At 63.4% G+C, this 14479-nt stretch carries 11 protein-coding genes; 4 read left to right on the top strand and 7 right to left on the bottom strand.

Going from position 1 to position 14479, the window contains the following annotated elements; genetic code table 11:
• Positions 1 to 44: 44 nt before the first annotated feature.
• From ACTS1Z_RS09560 to ACTS1Z_RS09570, 3 genes are read right to left on the bottom strand one after another with little or no spacing between them, the layout of a single operon-like run.
• Positions 45 to 1214 carry a dipeptidase gene (locus ACTS1Z_RS09560; protein ID WP_442624225.1) on the bottom strand — a complete coding sequence of 390 codons (1170 nt, stop codon included), beginning with the start codon at positions 1212 to 1214 and terminating at the stop codon, positions 45 to 47.
• Complete coding sequence (locus ACTS1Z_RS09565) at positions 1211 to 1699, bottom strand: dihydrofolate reductase (RefSeq protein WP_442624226.1); 489 nt, start codon at positions 1697 to 1699, stop codon at positions 1211 to 1213. Before ACTS1Z_RS09565 ends, ACTS1Z_RS09560 begins: the two co-directional genes overlap by 4 nt.
• Positions 1696 to 2490, bottom strand: coding sequence for a thymidylate synthase (locus ACTS1Z_RS09570; protein WP_442624227.1), 795 nt, complete (start codon positions 2488 to 2490; stop codon positions 1696 to 1698). The genes ACTS1Z_RS09565 and ACTS1Z_RS09570 overlap by 4 nt, the downstream gene beginning before the upstream one ends.
• Positions 2491 to 2694: 204 nt before the next feature.
• Between ACTS1Z_RS09570 and ACTS1Z_RS09575 the strand changes: the two genes are divergently transcribed.
• The 3 genes from ACTS1Z_RS09575 (at position 2695) to ACTS1Z_RS09585 (ending at position 5666) form a co-directional block, all read left to right on the top strand.
• Positions 2695 to 3084 (top strand): JAB domain-containing protein, encoded by a 390-nt coding sequence (locus ACTS1Z_RS09575; protein ID WP_442624228.1) that lies wholly within the window; start codon positions 2695 to 2697, stop codon positions 3082 to 3084.
• Between the two features lie 93 nt (positions 3085 to 3177).
• Positions 3178 to 5217, top strand: a complete 2040-nt coding sequence (locus tag ACTS1Z_RS09580; protein ID WP_442624229.1) for a putative bifunctional diguanylate cyclase/phosphodiesterase — start codon at positions 3178 to 3180, stop codon at positions 5215 to 5217.
• Positions 5214 to 5666 (top strand): BLUF domain-containing protein, encoded by a 453-nt coding sequence (locus ACTS1Z_RS09585; protein WP_442624230.1) that lies wholly within the window; start codon positions 5214 to 5216, stop codon positions 5664 to 5666. The genes ACTS1Z_RS09580 and ACTS1Z_RS09585 overlap by 4 nt, the downstream gene beginning before the upstream one ends.
• Before the next feature lie 37 nt (positions 5667 to 5703).
• On the opposite strand, the gene ACTS1Z_RS09590 is transcribed toward ACTS1Z_RS09585, so the two are convergent.
• The 4 genes from ACTS1Z_RS09590 to ACTS1Z_RS09605 form a co-directional block, all read right to left on the bottom strand.
• Positions 5704 to 6396, bottom strand: coding sequence for a class I SAM-dependent methyltransferase (locus ACTS1Z_RS09590; protein ID WP_442624231.1), 693 nt, complete (start codon positions 6394 to 6396; stop codon positions 5704 to 5706).
• The gene (gene prfB, locus ACTS1Z_RS09595; RefSeq protein ID WP_442624232.1) at positions 6396 to 7523 is read right to left on the bottom strand and encodes a peptide chain release factor 2; all 1128 of its coding nucleotides are present in this window, start codon (positions 7521 to 7523) and stop codon (positions 6396 to 6398) included. The genes ACTS1Z_RS09590 and prfB overlap by 1 nt, the downstream gene beginning before the upstream one ends.
• A gap of 114 nt (positions 7524 to 7637) precedes the next feature.
• Positions 7638 to 10187 (bottom strand): penicillin-binding protein 1A, encoded by a 2550-nt coding sequence (locus tag ACTS1Z_RS09600; protein ID WP_442624233.1) that lies wholly within the window; start codon positions 10185 to 10187, stop codon positions 7638 to 7640.
• A gap of 95 nt (positions 10188 to 10282) precedes the next feature.
• The gene (locus ACTS1Z_RS09605) at positions 10283 to 11491 is read right to left on the bottom strand and encodes an N-acetylmuramoyl-L-alanine amidase (protein ID WP_442624234.1); all 1209 of its coding nucleotides are present in this window, start codon (positions 11489 to 11491) and stop codon (positions 10283 to 10285) included.
• A gap of 541 nt (positions 11492 to 12032) precedes the next feature.
• Here ACTS1Z_RS09605 and ACTS1Z_RS09610 point away from each other — a divergent pair.
• Complete coding sequence (locus ACTS1Z_RS09610; protein ID WP_442624235.1) at positions 12033 to 14414, top strand: Rne/Rng family ribonuclease; 2382 nt, start codon at positions 12033 to 12035, stop codon at positions 14412 to 14414.
• Positions 14415 to 14479 lie beyond the last annotated feature (65 nt).

The following is a 14479-nucleotide window of genomic DNA, read 5'->3' on the forward strand; positions in this document are numbered from 1 at the left end:
ATAGGCGGGGCGGCCCGGGGCGGCAATGCGCCGTTGCCGTGCGATCAGCGCTCGGGCAGTCCGTCCCGCAACAGCCGGATGACGTTGCCGCCCATGATCTGCGCGATCTCGCCCTCGCTCAGCCCTTCGTCCATCAAGAGCTGCGTGATGATGGCCAGTTCGCTCGTGTCGAAGCCGACGGTCGTCGCGCCGTCATAGTCCGACCCCAGTCCGACATGGCGGATGCCGACCAGATCGCGGACGTGGAGGATGGACGCGACGACATCTGCCGGTTCGTAGGAACAGATCGCCCCGTCCCAATAGCCGATCCCGATCACGCCGTCGGTCGCCGCGACGGCCGTGATCTGCTCGTCGGTGAGGTTGCGATTGACGTCGCACACCGCTTGGACGCCGCCATGGCTGGAGACGACGGGCCGCGTCGCCATGGCGAGGATATCGTCGACCATGGCGGGGCTCGCATGCGCGATATCGACGATCATGCCGTCCTGCTCCATGCGGCGGACGATCTCGCGGCCGAATTCGGTCAGCCCGCCTTTTTCGATGCCGTGCATCGACCCGCCAAGCTCGTTGTCGAAGAAATGGGTCGGGCTCGCCATACGGTATCCGGCGTCGAACAACCGGTCGAAATTCGCGGCCTCGCCCTCCAGATTGTGCAGCCCTTCGATCGACAGTAGCGCGCCGGTCACCGGCTCGCCGCGCTGCCGGTCGGCGAGCAGCGCATCGATATCGGCGCGGGTGCGCACGATGCGCAGTGCGCCCTCGCTGTCGGCTTCGGCGCGGACGAGGCGGTCGGCATGGTAGAGCGAGCGTTCGAGCAGCGAGAACCAGGTGCGGACCGGCTGGAGCTGGCCGATGGCGAGCCAGATAATCGTGTCGCTGTCGGACGGGTTGGAATCGTAATTCTGGCCGGATGGCGATTTGGTGACCGAGGAAAAGACCTGCAGCGCGACATTGCCCTCTTCGAGCCGCGGCAGGTCCATATGCCCGCGGCCCGCGCGGTTCAGCAGGTTGCGGTCCCAGAGCAGGGTGTCGCTGTGCAGATCGGCGACGATCAGCCGCTCGTGCAGCGCCTCGGCCTGTTCCGAGATCGCCGGCAGCGCGACATCGGCGCGCTTGTTCATGTCCCGCTCGATCCAGATCGGGCCGAGCGTGAAGAAGAGCGCGAGCGCGCCGCCGATAAGCAGGATTAGGCCGAACAGGATTTTGCGGATCATGATTTGCGTTCCAAGGTCACGAAACTATAGGCGGGCCGGTCATTCTCGGCCGGATGGTCTTCGCGCGCCGTCTCCACCCAGTCGTCCGGGTCGAACGGGTCCATCCGCGTGTCCCCCTCGGCTTCGACATGCACTTCGGTGAGTTCGATCCGGTCGGCATGGTCGAGGAAAAGCGCGTAAATTTGCGCACCGCCGATAATCGCGATCTCCTCGCTGTCATCGTCAGCCAGTCGCAAGGCCTCTTCGCGCGAACGCGCGATCTCTGCGCCTTCCGGCGACCAATCTGTGGAGCGTGTGAGCACGATATGCCGGCGGCCGGGCAGGGGTGCGGGAAAGCTTTCGAACGTCCGGCGGCCCATGATCATCGGGCGGCCCATTGTGTTCGCCTTGAAGCGCTTTAGATCGGCGGGAATGTGCCAGGGCAGCTTTCCATCCCGCCCGATCACGCCGTTATCGGCGCGCGCGAGATGGAAGACGATCGTCACACCGCCACCGGCGCGGGGATATGCGGGGCGGCCTCGTAACCGACGATCTCGAAATCTTCATATTCATAGCCGTCGATACTGCCCGGGTCGCGCAGGATGTTGAGCGTCGGCAGCGGGCCCGGCGTGCGGCTGAGCTGTTCCTTCACCTGTTCGAGATGGTTGGAATAGAGATGGCAGTCGCCGCCGGTCCAGATGAAGTCGCCCGGCTCGAGCCCGCATTGCTGGGCGAGCATATGCGTAAGCAGCGCATAGCTGGCGATGTTGAACGGCACGCCGAGGAAGACGTCGCAGCTGCGCTGGTAGAGCTGGAGCGAGAGCCGGCCGTCCGCGACATGGGTCTGGAACAGGCAATGGCAGGGCGGCAGCGCCATGTTCGGCACGTCTGCCGGATTCCAGGCCGAGACGATCTGGCGGCGCGAGGCGGGGTTGTTCTGGATCTGCTCGACGAGCCCCGCGATCTGATCGATATGGACGCCGCCCGGGCCGACCCAGTCGCGCCACTGCTTGCCGTAGACGGGCCCGAGATCGCCATTCTCGTCGGCCCATTCGTCCCAGATGCTTACCTTGCGGTCCTGCAGCCAGCGGACATTCGTGTCGCCGCGCAAAAACCATAACAATTCTATAATGATAGAGCGGATATGGAGCTTTTTCGTGGTCAGTAGCGGGAAGCCGTCCGAAAGGTCGAAGCGCATCTGATGGCCGAACACCGAAAGGGTGCCGACGCCGGTCCGGTCGTCCTGCCGCACGCCTTTGTCGAGAATCCGCTGCATGAGATCGTGATATTGCTGCATCCTGCGCGCCTTATGGCCGAGCGCGCGATATGCGCCAAGCGATAGAATTCGGTCCGATGTGGAAGTTTCCCACCCTAATCACTGCTATCCCCAAATTATCTTGATCCGATATGGACCGGACCGCGTTTTCATCCGATTTCGAGCCTGTATGAATTTGTGTTCGAGAATTCAGGGTCTCGGACAAATCGGAAAGGGGGGTGGCGAATGGTCATCCAGGGGTCGCCGATGGTCGGCGGGTTCAGCAATGAGGACTTTTTCGCACCCCTGGTGCTCGGCCGCGACATCGAACATGCGGTCGTCGCCCATCTCGATGCCGATGGCCGGCTCGTCGCGATCAGTAGCGCCGAAGGCAATCGCGATTGCATCATCCTGCCCTTCCGCCAGATCGTGGCCGACGCGCTCTCCCACGAAGGCCATGCCGTGCTGATCGCCCATAACCATCCGAGCGGCGATCCGACTCCGAGCGAAGCCGATATCGAGACGACGCGGAAGCTCGCGGACCTGCTCCGCCCGTTGAGCATCCGCATCTACGATCACCTGATCCTGACGAGCGCAGGCGATTCCACGAGCTTCCGGAAGCTGGGCTGGCTTTAGGAAATCAGTCGCCGAAAATTAACAGATTGTTGACGTTCGGATGCCAATCAGCCCCGAGCGGTCGGGGCAGTGTGGGGGACGTGGAGATTATGCGTGCGCGTGCTCACATGTCTGGTCGAGGACCACAATCTGTCGCTGGTGCTGCTGGCCGTGCTGATGTGCCTTGTCGGCTCGTACGTTTCGGTAAGGCTCTTTCATCGCACGATCGTCGAGAAAGATTCTGCTAGATTCTATTGGTGCTTTCTTTCCGCGCTAACGGCCGGTGCGGCGATTTGGGCGACCCATTTCATCGCCATGCTCGGTTACAGGCCGAACGCGCCGGTCACCTTCGACGGTCCGCTCACAATCTTCTCGGCCTTGATCGCGGTGGGCGGCACTGCCATCGGGCTTCTCTTCGCGATGCACCGCAACAGGCGGATTGCCATTTGGTGCGGTGGAGGCACGATCGGATTGGCCATCGCCGCGATGCATTATGTCGGCATGTTCGCCTATCGCGTCGATGGCATGGTGAGCTGGATTCCCAGCTATGTATTCACCTCTATCGCGGTCGCCGTTCTTCTGTGCGCGGCACTCGTCGGTCGGTTGAGCAAGATGTCCGGGCCGCTGGATGTGATGGCGTCGGTCGCGCTGCTGTCGGCGGCAATTGCGGGCCTGCATTTCACTGGGATGGCGGCCTTCGTCGTAACGCCGCTAGCGGGGGTCAGTGTTGGTGCGGATAGTGCGGCATTCACGGCGATGGCCACGGCGATAGCGCTTGTCGCTTTTCTCATCGTCGGTGCTGGCATCTCGACGCATTTGCTCGAGCGCAAAACGCAATCCGACTCGCAGGCGCGGCTGCAGCATATCGCCTTGCACGACGCATTGACCGAGATCGCCAACCGCCGCGGTTTCACGGCAGCGTTGGAGGATGAGTGCCAGAAGCTTCGCCGGTATGGCCGGCCGTTCGCCCTGATGCTCATCGATCTCGACCGCTTCAAGCCGATCAACGACACGCTGGGCCATCCAGTCGGAGATGAAGTGCTGCGCCGGGTCGCGGCGCGCATCAAAAGGGCTATTCGTCACGGCGATTTCCTGGCCCGTCCCGGCGGCGATGAGTTTGCAGTCATCGCCTATGGTATCGGCGAGGAAGCCGATGCAGTTCATATGGCGGAACGGATCGTCGAGATACTCGACCGCCCCTACATCGTCGATGGCAACGTGGCCGAGCTGGGCGCAAGCGTCGGCATTGCGCTCGCCCCGGACCATGGCTCAACCGCCGATGAGCTTGTGCAGCGGACGGATGTCGCGCTCTATACCGCGAAGCAGGAGGGCAAGGGCCGGTCCTGTATTTTCCGGCACGAGCTCAGCGATGCACTCGAACGCCGGCGGTTGATCGAAGCCGATTTGCGGCGCGCGTGCATGCGCGACGATTTCAACCTCGTCTACCAGCCGATCACCGATACCGCGACCGGGCGTATCACGGGCGCGGAGGCCCTGTTGAGGTGGACCTGCGCGGATCGCGGCGAGGTTTCGCCTGCGGAATTCATCCCCATCGCCGAAGAGCTTGGCCTGGTTTCGCGGATCGGCGCGGGTGTGCTCAAGCAGGCCTGTCTCGATGCGGCCGAGTGGCCCGATACGATCGATCTTTCGGTCAATATCTCGCCCGTTCAGCTTCTCGACCCCCGCCTGCCGCAGCTTGTGTCGCAGGCACTGGACGAATCGGCGCTGGATCCAGCCCGCCTCGAGCTTGAGATCACCGAGACGGCCCTGCTGGGCAATGACGAGATCGCAATGGAGATCCTGCAACAGATCAGGGATCTCGGCGTGCGTATCTCCCTCGATGATTTCGGGACCGGATACTCGTCGCTCAGCTATCTGCATCGGTTCCCGATCAGCCGCATCAAGATCGACAAGTCTTTCGTTAGGCAACTGCCGGGCGATCAGAATAGCGTTTCGATCATCCGCGCCATTTCGCAGCTCGGCCGGAGCATGGACTTGAGGATCACCGCTGAAGGCATCGAGACGCAGGACCAGCTCGACTTCGTGTCGCAGCAGGGTTGCGATAACTTGCAGGGCTTCCTGATCAGCCATCCCATCAGCTCGACCGATCTAGTGAATATGTTGAATCCCGCCGTCGAAAGATCAGCCGCATGACCATCGAAACCCAGGACGACACACTGTGCAGATTGCTATATACCAGCCGGCTCGCGGCCAAGGAGCCCGAGGATGCTGCCGCCACGGTACCGGCAGCAATCGCCGAACACGCCACGCGGCGTAATGCTGCATCCGGCATCACCGGCATCCTGCTTTTTGTCGACGGGCAGTTCATCCAGATTCTGGAGGGACCGGCCTCGGAAGTCGAGGCCACGTTCGAGAGAATCTGCCAGGATTTTCGGCATGAAGACCTGAAGCTCATCGATCTGATCAATGTCGACGAGCGCATCTTTCCCGAATGGCATATGGCGTTTCTCGGTACCGATTCGGAAACACGGATCGCGTTGCTGAACGAACTCGAGGAGATCAAATTTCTCGTGGGGGTCAATGCGCGCCAGGCGGTCGAGCAGATGCGGAACTTGCTGGACGAACAGCTCGAAGCGGCTTGACAGAATATCGAAAGACCGGCGCGACCCTCGCTTTGCGTCAATCCTGCCCGCAGGGCTCAATATCGCCGGGTTCCGGCCGTTCGCCGACCGTTTCGAACATCGCGAAATAGCCCCCGATATTGGGCATCGCGCGATAGACGACGCGACGATAGCCGACGGCTTCGAATTCGCAGTTGAGCAGGTCTGGCGGCGTGCCGTGGCGGTTCGTGGGCCTGTCGGCATCGACAACGACGACGCGGCCGCCGTCGCGCAGCGCGGGGCGCATGTTCCAGAGAAATTCGTACGGGCTTTCGATCTCGTGATACATATGGACCATGAAGATCCGGTCGAAACTGTCGGGCGGGAGTTTCGGATCGGCGAATTCACCTAGCCGCACGCTGACATTGTCGAGCTGCTCGCGCGTCACGCGTTCGGCGAGCCGGTCTCGCGTTTCGGGGATGACGTCCTGCGCGAGCACCCGTCCGCTATCGCCGACGCGCGGGGCGAGGCGGATCGTGTAATAGCCATTGCCCGCGCCGATATCGGCGACGGTCATGCCTTTCTCGATATCGGCCATGTCCATGACGGTTTCGGCCTCGTTCACCCGGTCGCGCGATTCCTCGTCCGAAAACTGGCTGGCCGTGATGTCGGAGACCGGCCGGTCGGCAGGCGGGAAGGTCGATTTGTCGTCGCGCGAAACGATATCGCAGGCTCCGACGACCAACAGCAAAAGACATGCGGCCAAGCGCATCACTCTATATCCTCGACCTCGACTTGTTCCCCTGTCACGCGCTGGGATAGCGCCGCGGCCATGAACTTGTCGAGTTCCCCGTCGAGCACGTCGGACGGGGAGGAGGAGGTGACGCCGGTCCGCAGGTCCTTCACCATCTGATACGGCTGGAGGACATAGGAGCGGATCTGGTTGCCCCAGCCGATATCCGTCTTGCTGGCTTCGACGGCATTCGCTTCTTCCTCGCGACGCCGCAGTTCCGCTTCGTAGAGCCGTGCTTTCAGCATGCTCATCGCTTCGGCCCGGTTCTTGTGCTGGGAGCGCTGCGATTGCGAGGCGACGACGATGCCTGTCGGTTCGTGCGTGATGCGCACGGCGCTATCGGTCGTATTCACATGCTGGCCGCCGGCGCCCGAGGCGCGGAACGTATCGACGCGCAGATCGCTCTCGTTGATCTCGATCTCGATATCCTCGTCGATCACCGGATAGACCCAGACGCTCGAAAAACTCGTATGGCGGCGCGCGGAGCTGTCATAGGGCGAGATGCGGACGAGCCGGTGGACCCCACTCTCGGTCTTCGCATAGCCATAGGCGTTCTCGCCCTTGAGCAGCAGCGTGACCGCCTTCACGCCCGCCTGTTCGCCCGCATGATAGTCGACGATCTCGACCTTGAAGCCGCGCCGCTCGGCCCAGCGCTGGTACATGCGCTGAAGCATTTCGGCCCAGTCCTGGCTTTCGGTGCCGCCGGCGCCCGCGTGAATCTCGAGATATGTGTCATTGCCATCGGCCTCGCCGGCGAGCAGCGCCTCGGTCTTGTCGCGCTCGGCCCGTTCGGCCAGCGCTGCCAGCGCGGCCACGGCATCGTCGACCAGCCCGTCATCGCCTTCGGCTTCCGCCAGTTCGATCATCTCGGCGGCATCGTCGCGCTCTTGGCTGATCTTGCGGACGGCCGTCATCGCGGCATCGAGCCGGCCGCGCTCGCGCATCACCTCGCGGGCCGCCTTGGGATCGTCCCAGAGCGATGCGTCCTCCACCTTGGTATTCAGTTCGTCGAGCCGCTCCTTCGCGACATCCCAGTCGAGAAAGCGGCGGAGCAGGCCGACGGCCTGATTGATCTGATCGATATAGGCTTGCGCTTCGGCGCGCATGAGATTCTCCGAACTGTGTGGGGGACCCTCTAGCCGCTCGCCCTGAGCTTGTCGAAGGGCGTTTTGCGGCGTGCGGGACGGGCGTCGATACGCTGCGCCCTGACGGTTCAACGGCTAATAAATACCGCCTTCGGACTGCAGGAATTCGCTGTCGTTACGCGGTGCGTCGACTTCGACGGTATTCTGCTCCGCTTCGTTCAAGACCGGACGCGCCGGGCGGCGCGCGAGGACGTCGCGGCGGATCGTGCGCGTCGGCTCGCTATCGGGCCGGAAGGCCTCCCAGATGATCGCGCTTCGCGGATCCTGGCTCGGCCAGCCACCGAAGACGCGCCGGCCGCTGCGGCGGTCGATACGGACCATGCGGATGCCGCGCGGGGCGCGGAACGGGATGACAGCCTGGCCCTCAAGCGTTTCGGCCATGAACTGACGGAAGATCGGCGCGGCGAGCGTGCCGCCCGCGCCGAAGCCGATACTGCGGGCCTGGCGGTCGTAACCCATATAGACGCCGGCCACGAGGTTCGCCGTGCCGCCGACGAACCATACATTGGTCGGCCCGGTCGTCGTACCCGTCTTGCCGAAGATCGGATGGCCGAGATCGCGCAGGATCGTCGCCGTGCCGCGCTGGATCACGCCTTCGAGGATGTGCACCATCTGGAAGGCCGTCATCGGATCGATGACCTGGCGGCCGGGGACGGGCGGGCGCGGCATACGGCCGCCGTCCCAATCGTCGGCGTTGCAGCCTTCGCAGGCGCGCCAGTTGGCCGGATAGATCACTTCGCCGCGCCGGTCCTGAACGTAATCGATCAGCGAGGGCCCGACATCGCGGCCGTGATTGGCGAGCATGCCATAGGCGTTGACGAGACGCAGGACCGATGTGTCGCCCGAGCCGAGCGAGGTCGAGAGGAAGGGCTCATGCTCGCCGATACCGGCATTGCGGATCAACTCGACGACATTCTCCATGCCGGTTTCGGACGCGGTGCGCACGGTCATCAGGTTGCGCGACTGTTCGAGGCCCCAGCGCAGCGTCTGCGGTCCCGCGACGCCGCCGCCCGAGTTGCGGAAGCATTTGCGGCCCAGGGTCGCGCCCTGATACACGCAGAAGGGCCCGTCGACGATGATCGATGCCGGCGTCATCCCGTTTTCGAGCGCCGCGGCATAAACGAAGGGCTTGATGCTCGATCCGGGCTGCCGTTCGGCCTGGGTCGCGCGGTTGAAAGCTTCGAGGCCCGCGCTGAATCCGCCCTGCATGGCGTAGACGCGGCCCGTCTGGACGTCTTCGACGACCATGCCGCCCGATATGTCCGGCACCTTGGTGAAGGCATAGCCGTTGCCCGAGGGGCGCACGGTGATGATGTCGCCGGGCTGCATCGTCGAGAAGGCCGTGCCTCCGCCGCGCCGCGCGACCGAGGCGGAACCGCGCGATAAGGTCGCCGTTTCGCCGTCGGCAAAGCCGATCTGCGCGGCGTTCGCGTCTTTCGAGATGACCACCGCGACGCGCCAGTCCTCATAATCGACCGAGAGGTTTGCGCTGGCGAGCCGCGACTGCCATTCGCCGTCGTCCATCGGGATCGTGGCGACCGGGCCCGCCCAGGGGCGGCCGCGATCGAACCGCAACAGGCCGTCGCGCAACGCGTTTTCGGCGCTCGCCTGCATTTCGGGATCGTAGGAGGTGCGGACCCACAGCCCGCCCGAATAAACCCCGTAAGGGCCGTCCTCGGCATCGCTGCCGAAGCTGTCGACCAGGATCCGGCGGACTTCTTCCATGTAATAGCCGCCGACATTATCGGTCACCGACTGGGTCGATCGCGTCGTCCCCAGCGGCTCGGCGCGGGCCGCCGTATATTCGGCCTCGGTGATCCAGTCATTGTCGCGCATCAGATCGAGCACGACATTGCGGCGGCCGATCGCCGCATCCGGATTGCTGATCGGATTATAGCGCGAGGGCGCTTGCGGCAGGCCGGCGAGGAATGCGGCCTCGTGCAGTTCGAGGTCGGCGACATCCTTGTCAAAATAGGCGCGCGACGCGGCTTGCACGCCATAGGCGTTCCGCCCGAGGAATATCTGGTTGAGATAGAGTTCGAGGATACGCTGTTTGGTCAGGGCGCCCTCGATCCGGGTGGCGAGGATCGCCTCACGGATCTTGCGGGTGATCGAATATTCGTCGGTCAGCAGCAGATTCTTCGCGACTTGCTGGGTAATGGTCGATCCGCCCCGGGCGCGCTCCTCGGCACCCGTGACCGCGATGCGCACATAGTCGATCGCGGCGGCGGCGAGGCCCGGATAGTCGAGCCCGTTATGGGTGAAGAAATCGGCGTCTTCCGCGGCGAGGAAGGCACGGATCAGTTGCGGCGGATATTCCTCGAAGGCGAGCTCCACCCGCCGTTCGCGCGCGAAACTCTGCACCGGCTCGCCATTCACGTCGCGTACGAAGGTCGGCAGGGCGGGTTCGTAATCGAGCAGCGTATCGGTCGACGGCAGATCGCGCATGAAGGTGAACCAGAAGGCGATCAGGCCGAGTATTGCGATGCCGAGCAGATAGAGCGGCCAGCGGTAGCGCCGCTTGCTCCATATCCGACGCACGCTCGCGAGAAATCCCGTCGTTTCCCGGCGGAGCTTCACGTCCATGCTGGTTTCGCCAGTATCGTTCTGGGCAATGTCCGTCATCGTGCGACGGTTTACCAGCTTTGGTTACCGATGCCAGTCGGTTTTTCCTCTCACGTCGGCGTACGACGCGATTGCTCCAGGCTATATCGGCGAGGTCAGTCGGTGCTGGTCAGGCGGCGCGCGAAATGCGTTTCGATCGCTTCGGCCAGACCGCGGGCGACGGCGCGCTGGCCGTCGCGCGAGAACAGGCGGCGGGCGTCGGCCGCATTGGTCAGATAGCCGGACTCGAACAGAACCGACGGCATATCGGGCGCCTTGAGCACGGCAAACCCGGCGAAACGGTGATAATCGCTGCGGAACGGCATGTCGTCGCCGGCCTCGCGCCGGAGCAGCGAGGCGAACCGTGCGGAGATGTTCATGGTTTCCCGCTGGGTCAGGTCGATCAGGATCGAGCGCACATCGTCGTCTTCCCCGCCGAGATTGACGCCGTTGATGATGTCGGCCGCATTTTCGCGCCGTGCGAGGCGCGCGGTTTCGCGGTCGGACGCCACTTCGGAAAGCGTATAGATGGTCGCGCCGCGCGCTTCGCTATTCTCCGCGCTATCGGCATGGATGGATATGAACAGTTCGCCGCCGAGGCGCCGGGCGATCTCGTAACGCTCGCGCAGCACGAGGAAACGGTCGGTGTCGCGGGTCAGCGCCACGCGGACGCGGCCGGATTCCAGCAACGCGTCGCGGGTTGCCAATGCGATCGCCAGCACGACGTCCTTCTCGTAGACATTGCCGAAGGGCGAGATCGCGCCCGGATCATGCCCGCCATGCCCGGCGTCGATGACGACGAGCGGGCGGCCGCGCGGGCCCTGGATTTCCGGCAGCTCCATCTGGCCCGCGGGCGTCGCGCGCGGGAGGCGCACCGTCAATTCGCCCCGGCCACGCGGTGGACGGGCGCGAAACGCGGCGGGCGGCAGGAAGCTCGCCCGCCCGGCGTCGGCCGCATTGGCGAACTGCACACGGCTCGCAGGCCGGATGTCGAGCGAGAATTCGCGGCCATTGTCCGAGAAACGCCCATTCTGGAAGATCGCCGGACGCGCGAGATCCAGCACGAGACGCGCGGTTTGCGGCGTATACTGGCCCTGCCGCACGGCGCGGATCGGCCCGGCCTGTCCGGTATCGGTACCGGCGCGCGCACCGTCGATATCGATCGCGATACGATAGGGATCGTCGAGCACGAAGGCGGATGCGTTTTCGACCGTGTCGTCGAACTGCACGGTGATGCGTTCAGGCGTGACGTTCACCGCCTGAATGGCGGTCGCCAATGCCGGTTGCCAACCGAAAATCGCGAATATGGCGAGCAACAGGGACATGGCCCCATATTGCCGCGCTACCCCCCCATAGGTCCAGCGCAAACACATGATTAAGGTTACCCTTGTTCTTTTTCCTTGGGTGCCGTGGCTAAGGGCTGCGCTTCAAAACGAGGTGAAATAGTCCGGTTAACAGCGGCTTCACCATGTTTGTCCGGGCTTTGTCCGCCATGACAGCGCTGCTTTTTCTTGCTGTTGTCGGGTCGCGATGCTAGCGATTTGGGGTGCAGGGGTTGATTGTGCCGCATGGCATGGCAACTTTAGCTGTCACAGATGGCCGGTGCAGTTCCGCCCGGCTCACCAGGTTGAAGCTGCATGAGGCATTCACTTCCAGGACATGAGACGATGCGCGGTTCGCGCCGTTCCATGGCCATGGACAGTCGTCCCGCCCCCGAGGCCGGACATGCCGATGCAGCAGACGCAATTTTTTCCAATTCACCGAGAATGGGCGCGACGCCGCACGCGATCGCAATCCGCCCATTCCCATCAGTTTTCATGTCCGCACCGCCCGCATGGACGGTCCGGCATGATCGGAGACTCATAAATGGCAACGCGTATGTTGATCGATGCGCGCCACCGGGAAGAAACCCGTGTGGCCGTCGTCCAAAACAACCGGATCGAGGAATTTGATTTCGAGTCCGAAGAGCACAAGCAGCTCAAGGGCAATATCTATCTAGCCAAGGTTACCCGCGTCGAACCGTCGCTTCAGGCGGCATTCGTCGATTATGGCGGCAATCGCCACGGCTTTCTCGCCTTTTCGGAAATTCACCCCGACTATTACCAGATTCCGAAGGAAGATCGCGACAAGCTGCTTGCCGAGGAGGTCGAACAGGCCAAGGAAGAGGCCAAGCTGCGCGAGGACGAAGATGCCGAGCAGGAAAGCGGGGATGCCGACGAAGAGGGCGACGAGCCCGAAGTCGAGGAAACGGGCGATGCCGATGCCGATGAAGAGCATCATGACGAGCCCTCGGTAAAGAATATCCGCAAGCGGCGCATGGACCTGCGCCGCCGCTACAAGATCCAAGACGTCATCAAGCGCCGCCAGGTGCTGCTCGTGCAGGTCGTCAAGGAAGAGCGCGGCAACAAGGGCGCGGCGCTCACCACCTATCTGTCGCTTGCCGGCCGTTATTGTGTGCTGATGCCGAATACGTCGCATGGCGGCGGGATCAGCCGGAAGATTTCGAACGCGTCGGACCGCAAGCGGCTGAAATCGGTTATCTCCGAACTCAACCTCCCCGATACGATGGGATGCATCGTCCGCACGGCGGGCATGACGCGCACCAAGACCGAGATCAAACGCGATTTCACCTATCTGGCCCGGCTGTGGGACGAAATCCGGGACGCGACGCTCAAGGCGACCGCGCCGGAAAAGATCTACACGGATAGCGATCTCATCAAGCGCGCGATCCGCGACATCTACAATCGCGATATCAATGAGGTGATCGTCGAGGGCGAGGAGGGCTACAAGGCGGCCAAATCCTTCATGAAGCTGCTGATGCCGAGCCATGCGCGCCGCGTGCAGCAATATGCGGACGCGACGCCGCTGTTCCAGCGCTACAAGGTCGAAGATCAGCTCGGCGCGATGTACCAGCCCCTCGTCCAGCTGAAATCGGGCGGCTATCTCGTCATCAACCCGACCGAGGCGCTGGTGTCGATCGACATCAACTCGGGCCGCTCGACGCGCGAACACAATATCGAGCAGACGGCGCTCAAGACCAATATCGAAGCCGCGCGCGAGATCGCGCGTCAGCTGCGCCTGCGCGACATGGCCGGGCTCGTGGTGATCGACTTTATCGACATGGATCACCGTTCGAACAACCGGAAGGTCGAAAGCGCACTTAAGGACGCGCTGAAGAACGATCGCGCGCGCATCCAGGTCGGGCGGATTTCGTCTTTCGGTCTGCTCGAGATGAGCCGCCAGCGTCTGCGCACCGGCGTGCTTGAAGCCTCCACCGTCGACTGCCCGCATTGCGAGGGCACGGGCCTCATGCGCACGGCATCCTCGGCGGGGCTTTCCGCGCTGCGCATGCTCGAAGAGGAAGCGGCCAAGGGCAAGGGCTCGAAATTGTCGCTGACCTGCTCGCGCGACGCGGCTGTCTATGTGCTCAACTCCAAGCGCAAGGAGCTGGGCGAGATCGAGGAGCTGTACGGCGTGTCGATCGAAGTCATGCCCGAACGTACGCTCGAAGGTGCGGCGATGGAGATTTCGGCGTCCGGGCCGGCGCCGACGAAGAAGGTCGAGATCGTTCCGCTCGAACTCGATGATGATGACGATGAAGATATCGTCGACGACATCGAGGAGGAAGAGGACGAGAAGCCCAAATCCCGCCGTCGGCGCGGGCGGCGCGGTGGACGCGGTCGGCGCGGCAAGCCCAAGGCGGACGATGCGAAAAAGGCCGACGATGCGGACGAGAGCGATGCGGACGACGACGAAAAGGATGGCGAACAGGCGGCCGAACCGGAGCAGAAGGCCGATGACGGGGACGATGCGCCCGCCAAGAAGACGCGCCGCGGCCGCCGCGGCGGGCGGCGCCGGAAATCCGCCAGCGATGCCCCGCAGTCGGACGGTGCGGACGCCGGTGAAGACAGCGCAGATGCGGCCGAAGCGGAATCCGCCGATACAGCATCCGACGAGGCCAAGCCGGAAAAGCCCAAACGCCGCCGGACACGGAAGAAAGCGGATGACGATGCCAAGGCGGATGCCGAATCGGCAAATGCCGAGAAAGAGGCCGTCGAAGCGCCCGAAGCCACGGAAGCCAAACCCAAACGCGGCAATTCGCGCAAGAAAGCCGAGCCGGCCGACGCCAATGGCAGTGGAGCGCCGCCAGAGGTTGCGGCGGAAGCCGCCGAACCTGCGGACGATGGCGGTGGCGGAGAGACACAGCCCGCGCGGCGCGGTTGGTGGCAGCGGACGTTCGGCGAATAGACGAATGACGCGTTCCGGCCTCTCTCTTTCATGCCGGGTTCATATGTCGGACCCGAAAAGAGACG

This window comes from Parasphingopyxis sp., assembly GCF_052168295.1.
Lineage (GTDB): Bacteria > Pseudomonadota > Alphaproteobacteria > Sphingomonadales > Sphingomonadaceae > Parasphingopyxis.

Coding starts and splice junctions, on each gene's coding strand:
- ACTS1Z_RS09590 (WP_442624231.1), bottom strand. CDS start 6,396: ATGCGCTTGGCCGCATGTCTTTTGCTGTTGGTCGTCGGAGCCTGCGAT.
- ACTS1Z_RS09560 (WP_442624225.1), bottom strand. CDS start 1,214: ATGATCCGCAAAATCCTGTTCGGCCTAATCCTGCTTATCGGCGGCGCG.
- ACTS1Z_RS09585 (WP_442624230.1), top strand. CDS start 5,214: ATGACCATCGAAACCCAGGACGACACACTGTGCAGATTGCTATATACC.
- ACTS1Z_RS09610 (WP_442624235.1), top strand. CDS start 12,033: ATGGCAACGCGTATGTTGATCGATGCGCGCCACCGGGAAGAAACCCGT.
- ACTS1Z_RS09600 (WP_442624233.1), bottom strand. CDS start 10,187: ATGACGGACATTGCCCAGAACGATACTGGCGAAACCAGCATGGACGTG.
- ACTS1Z_RS09605 (WP_442624234.1), bottom strand. CDS start 11,491: ATGTCCCTGTTGCTCGCCATATTCGCGATTTTCGGTTGGCAACCGGCA.
- ACTS1Z_RS09570 (WP_442624227.1), bottom strand. CDS start 2,490: ATGCAGCAATATCACGATCTCATGCAGCGGATTCTCGACAAAGGCGTG.
- ACTS1Z_RS09575 (WP_442624228.1), top strand. CDS start 2,695: ATGGTCATCCAGGGGTCGCCGATGGTCGGCGGGTTCAGCAATGAGGAC.
- prfB (WP_442624232.1), bottom strand. CDS start 7,523: ATGCGCGCCGAAGCGCAAGCCTATATCGATCAGATCAATCAGGCCGTC.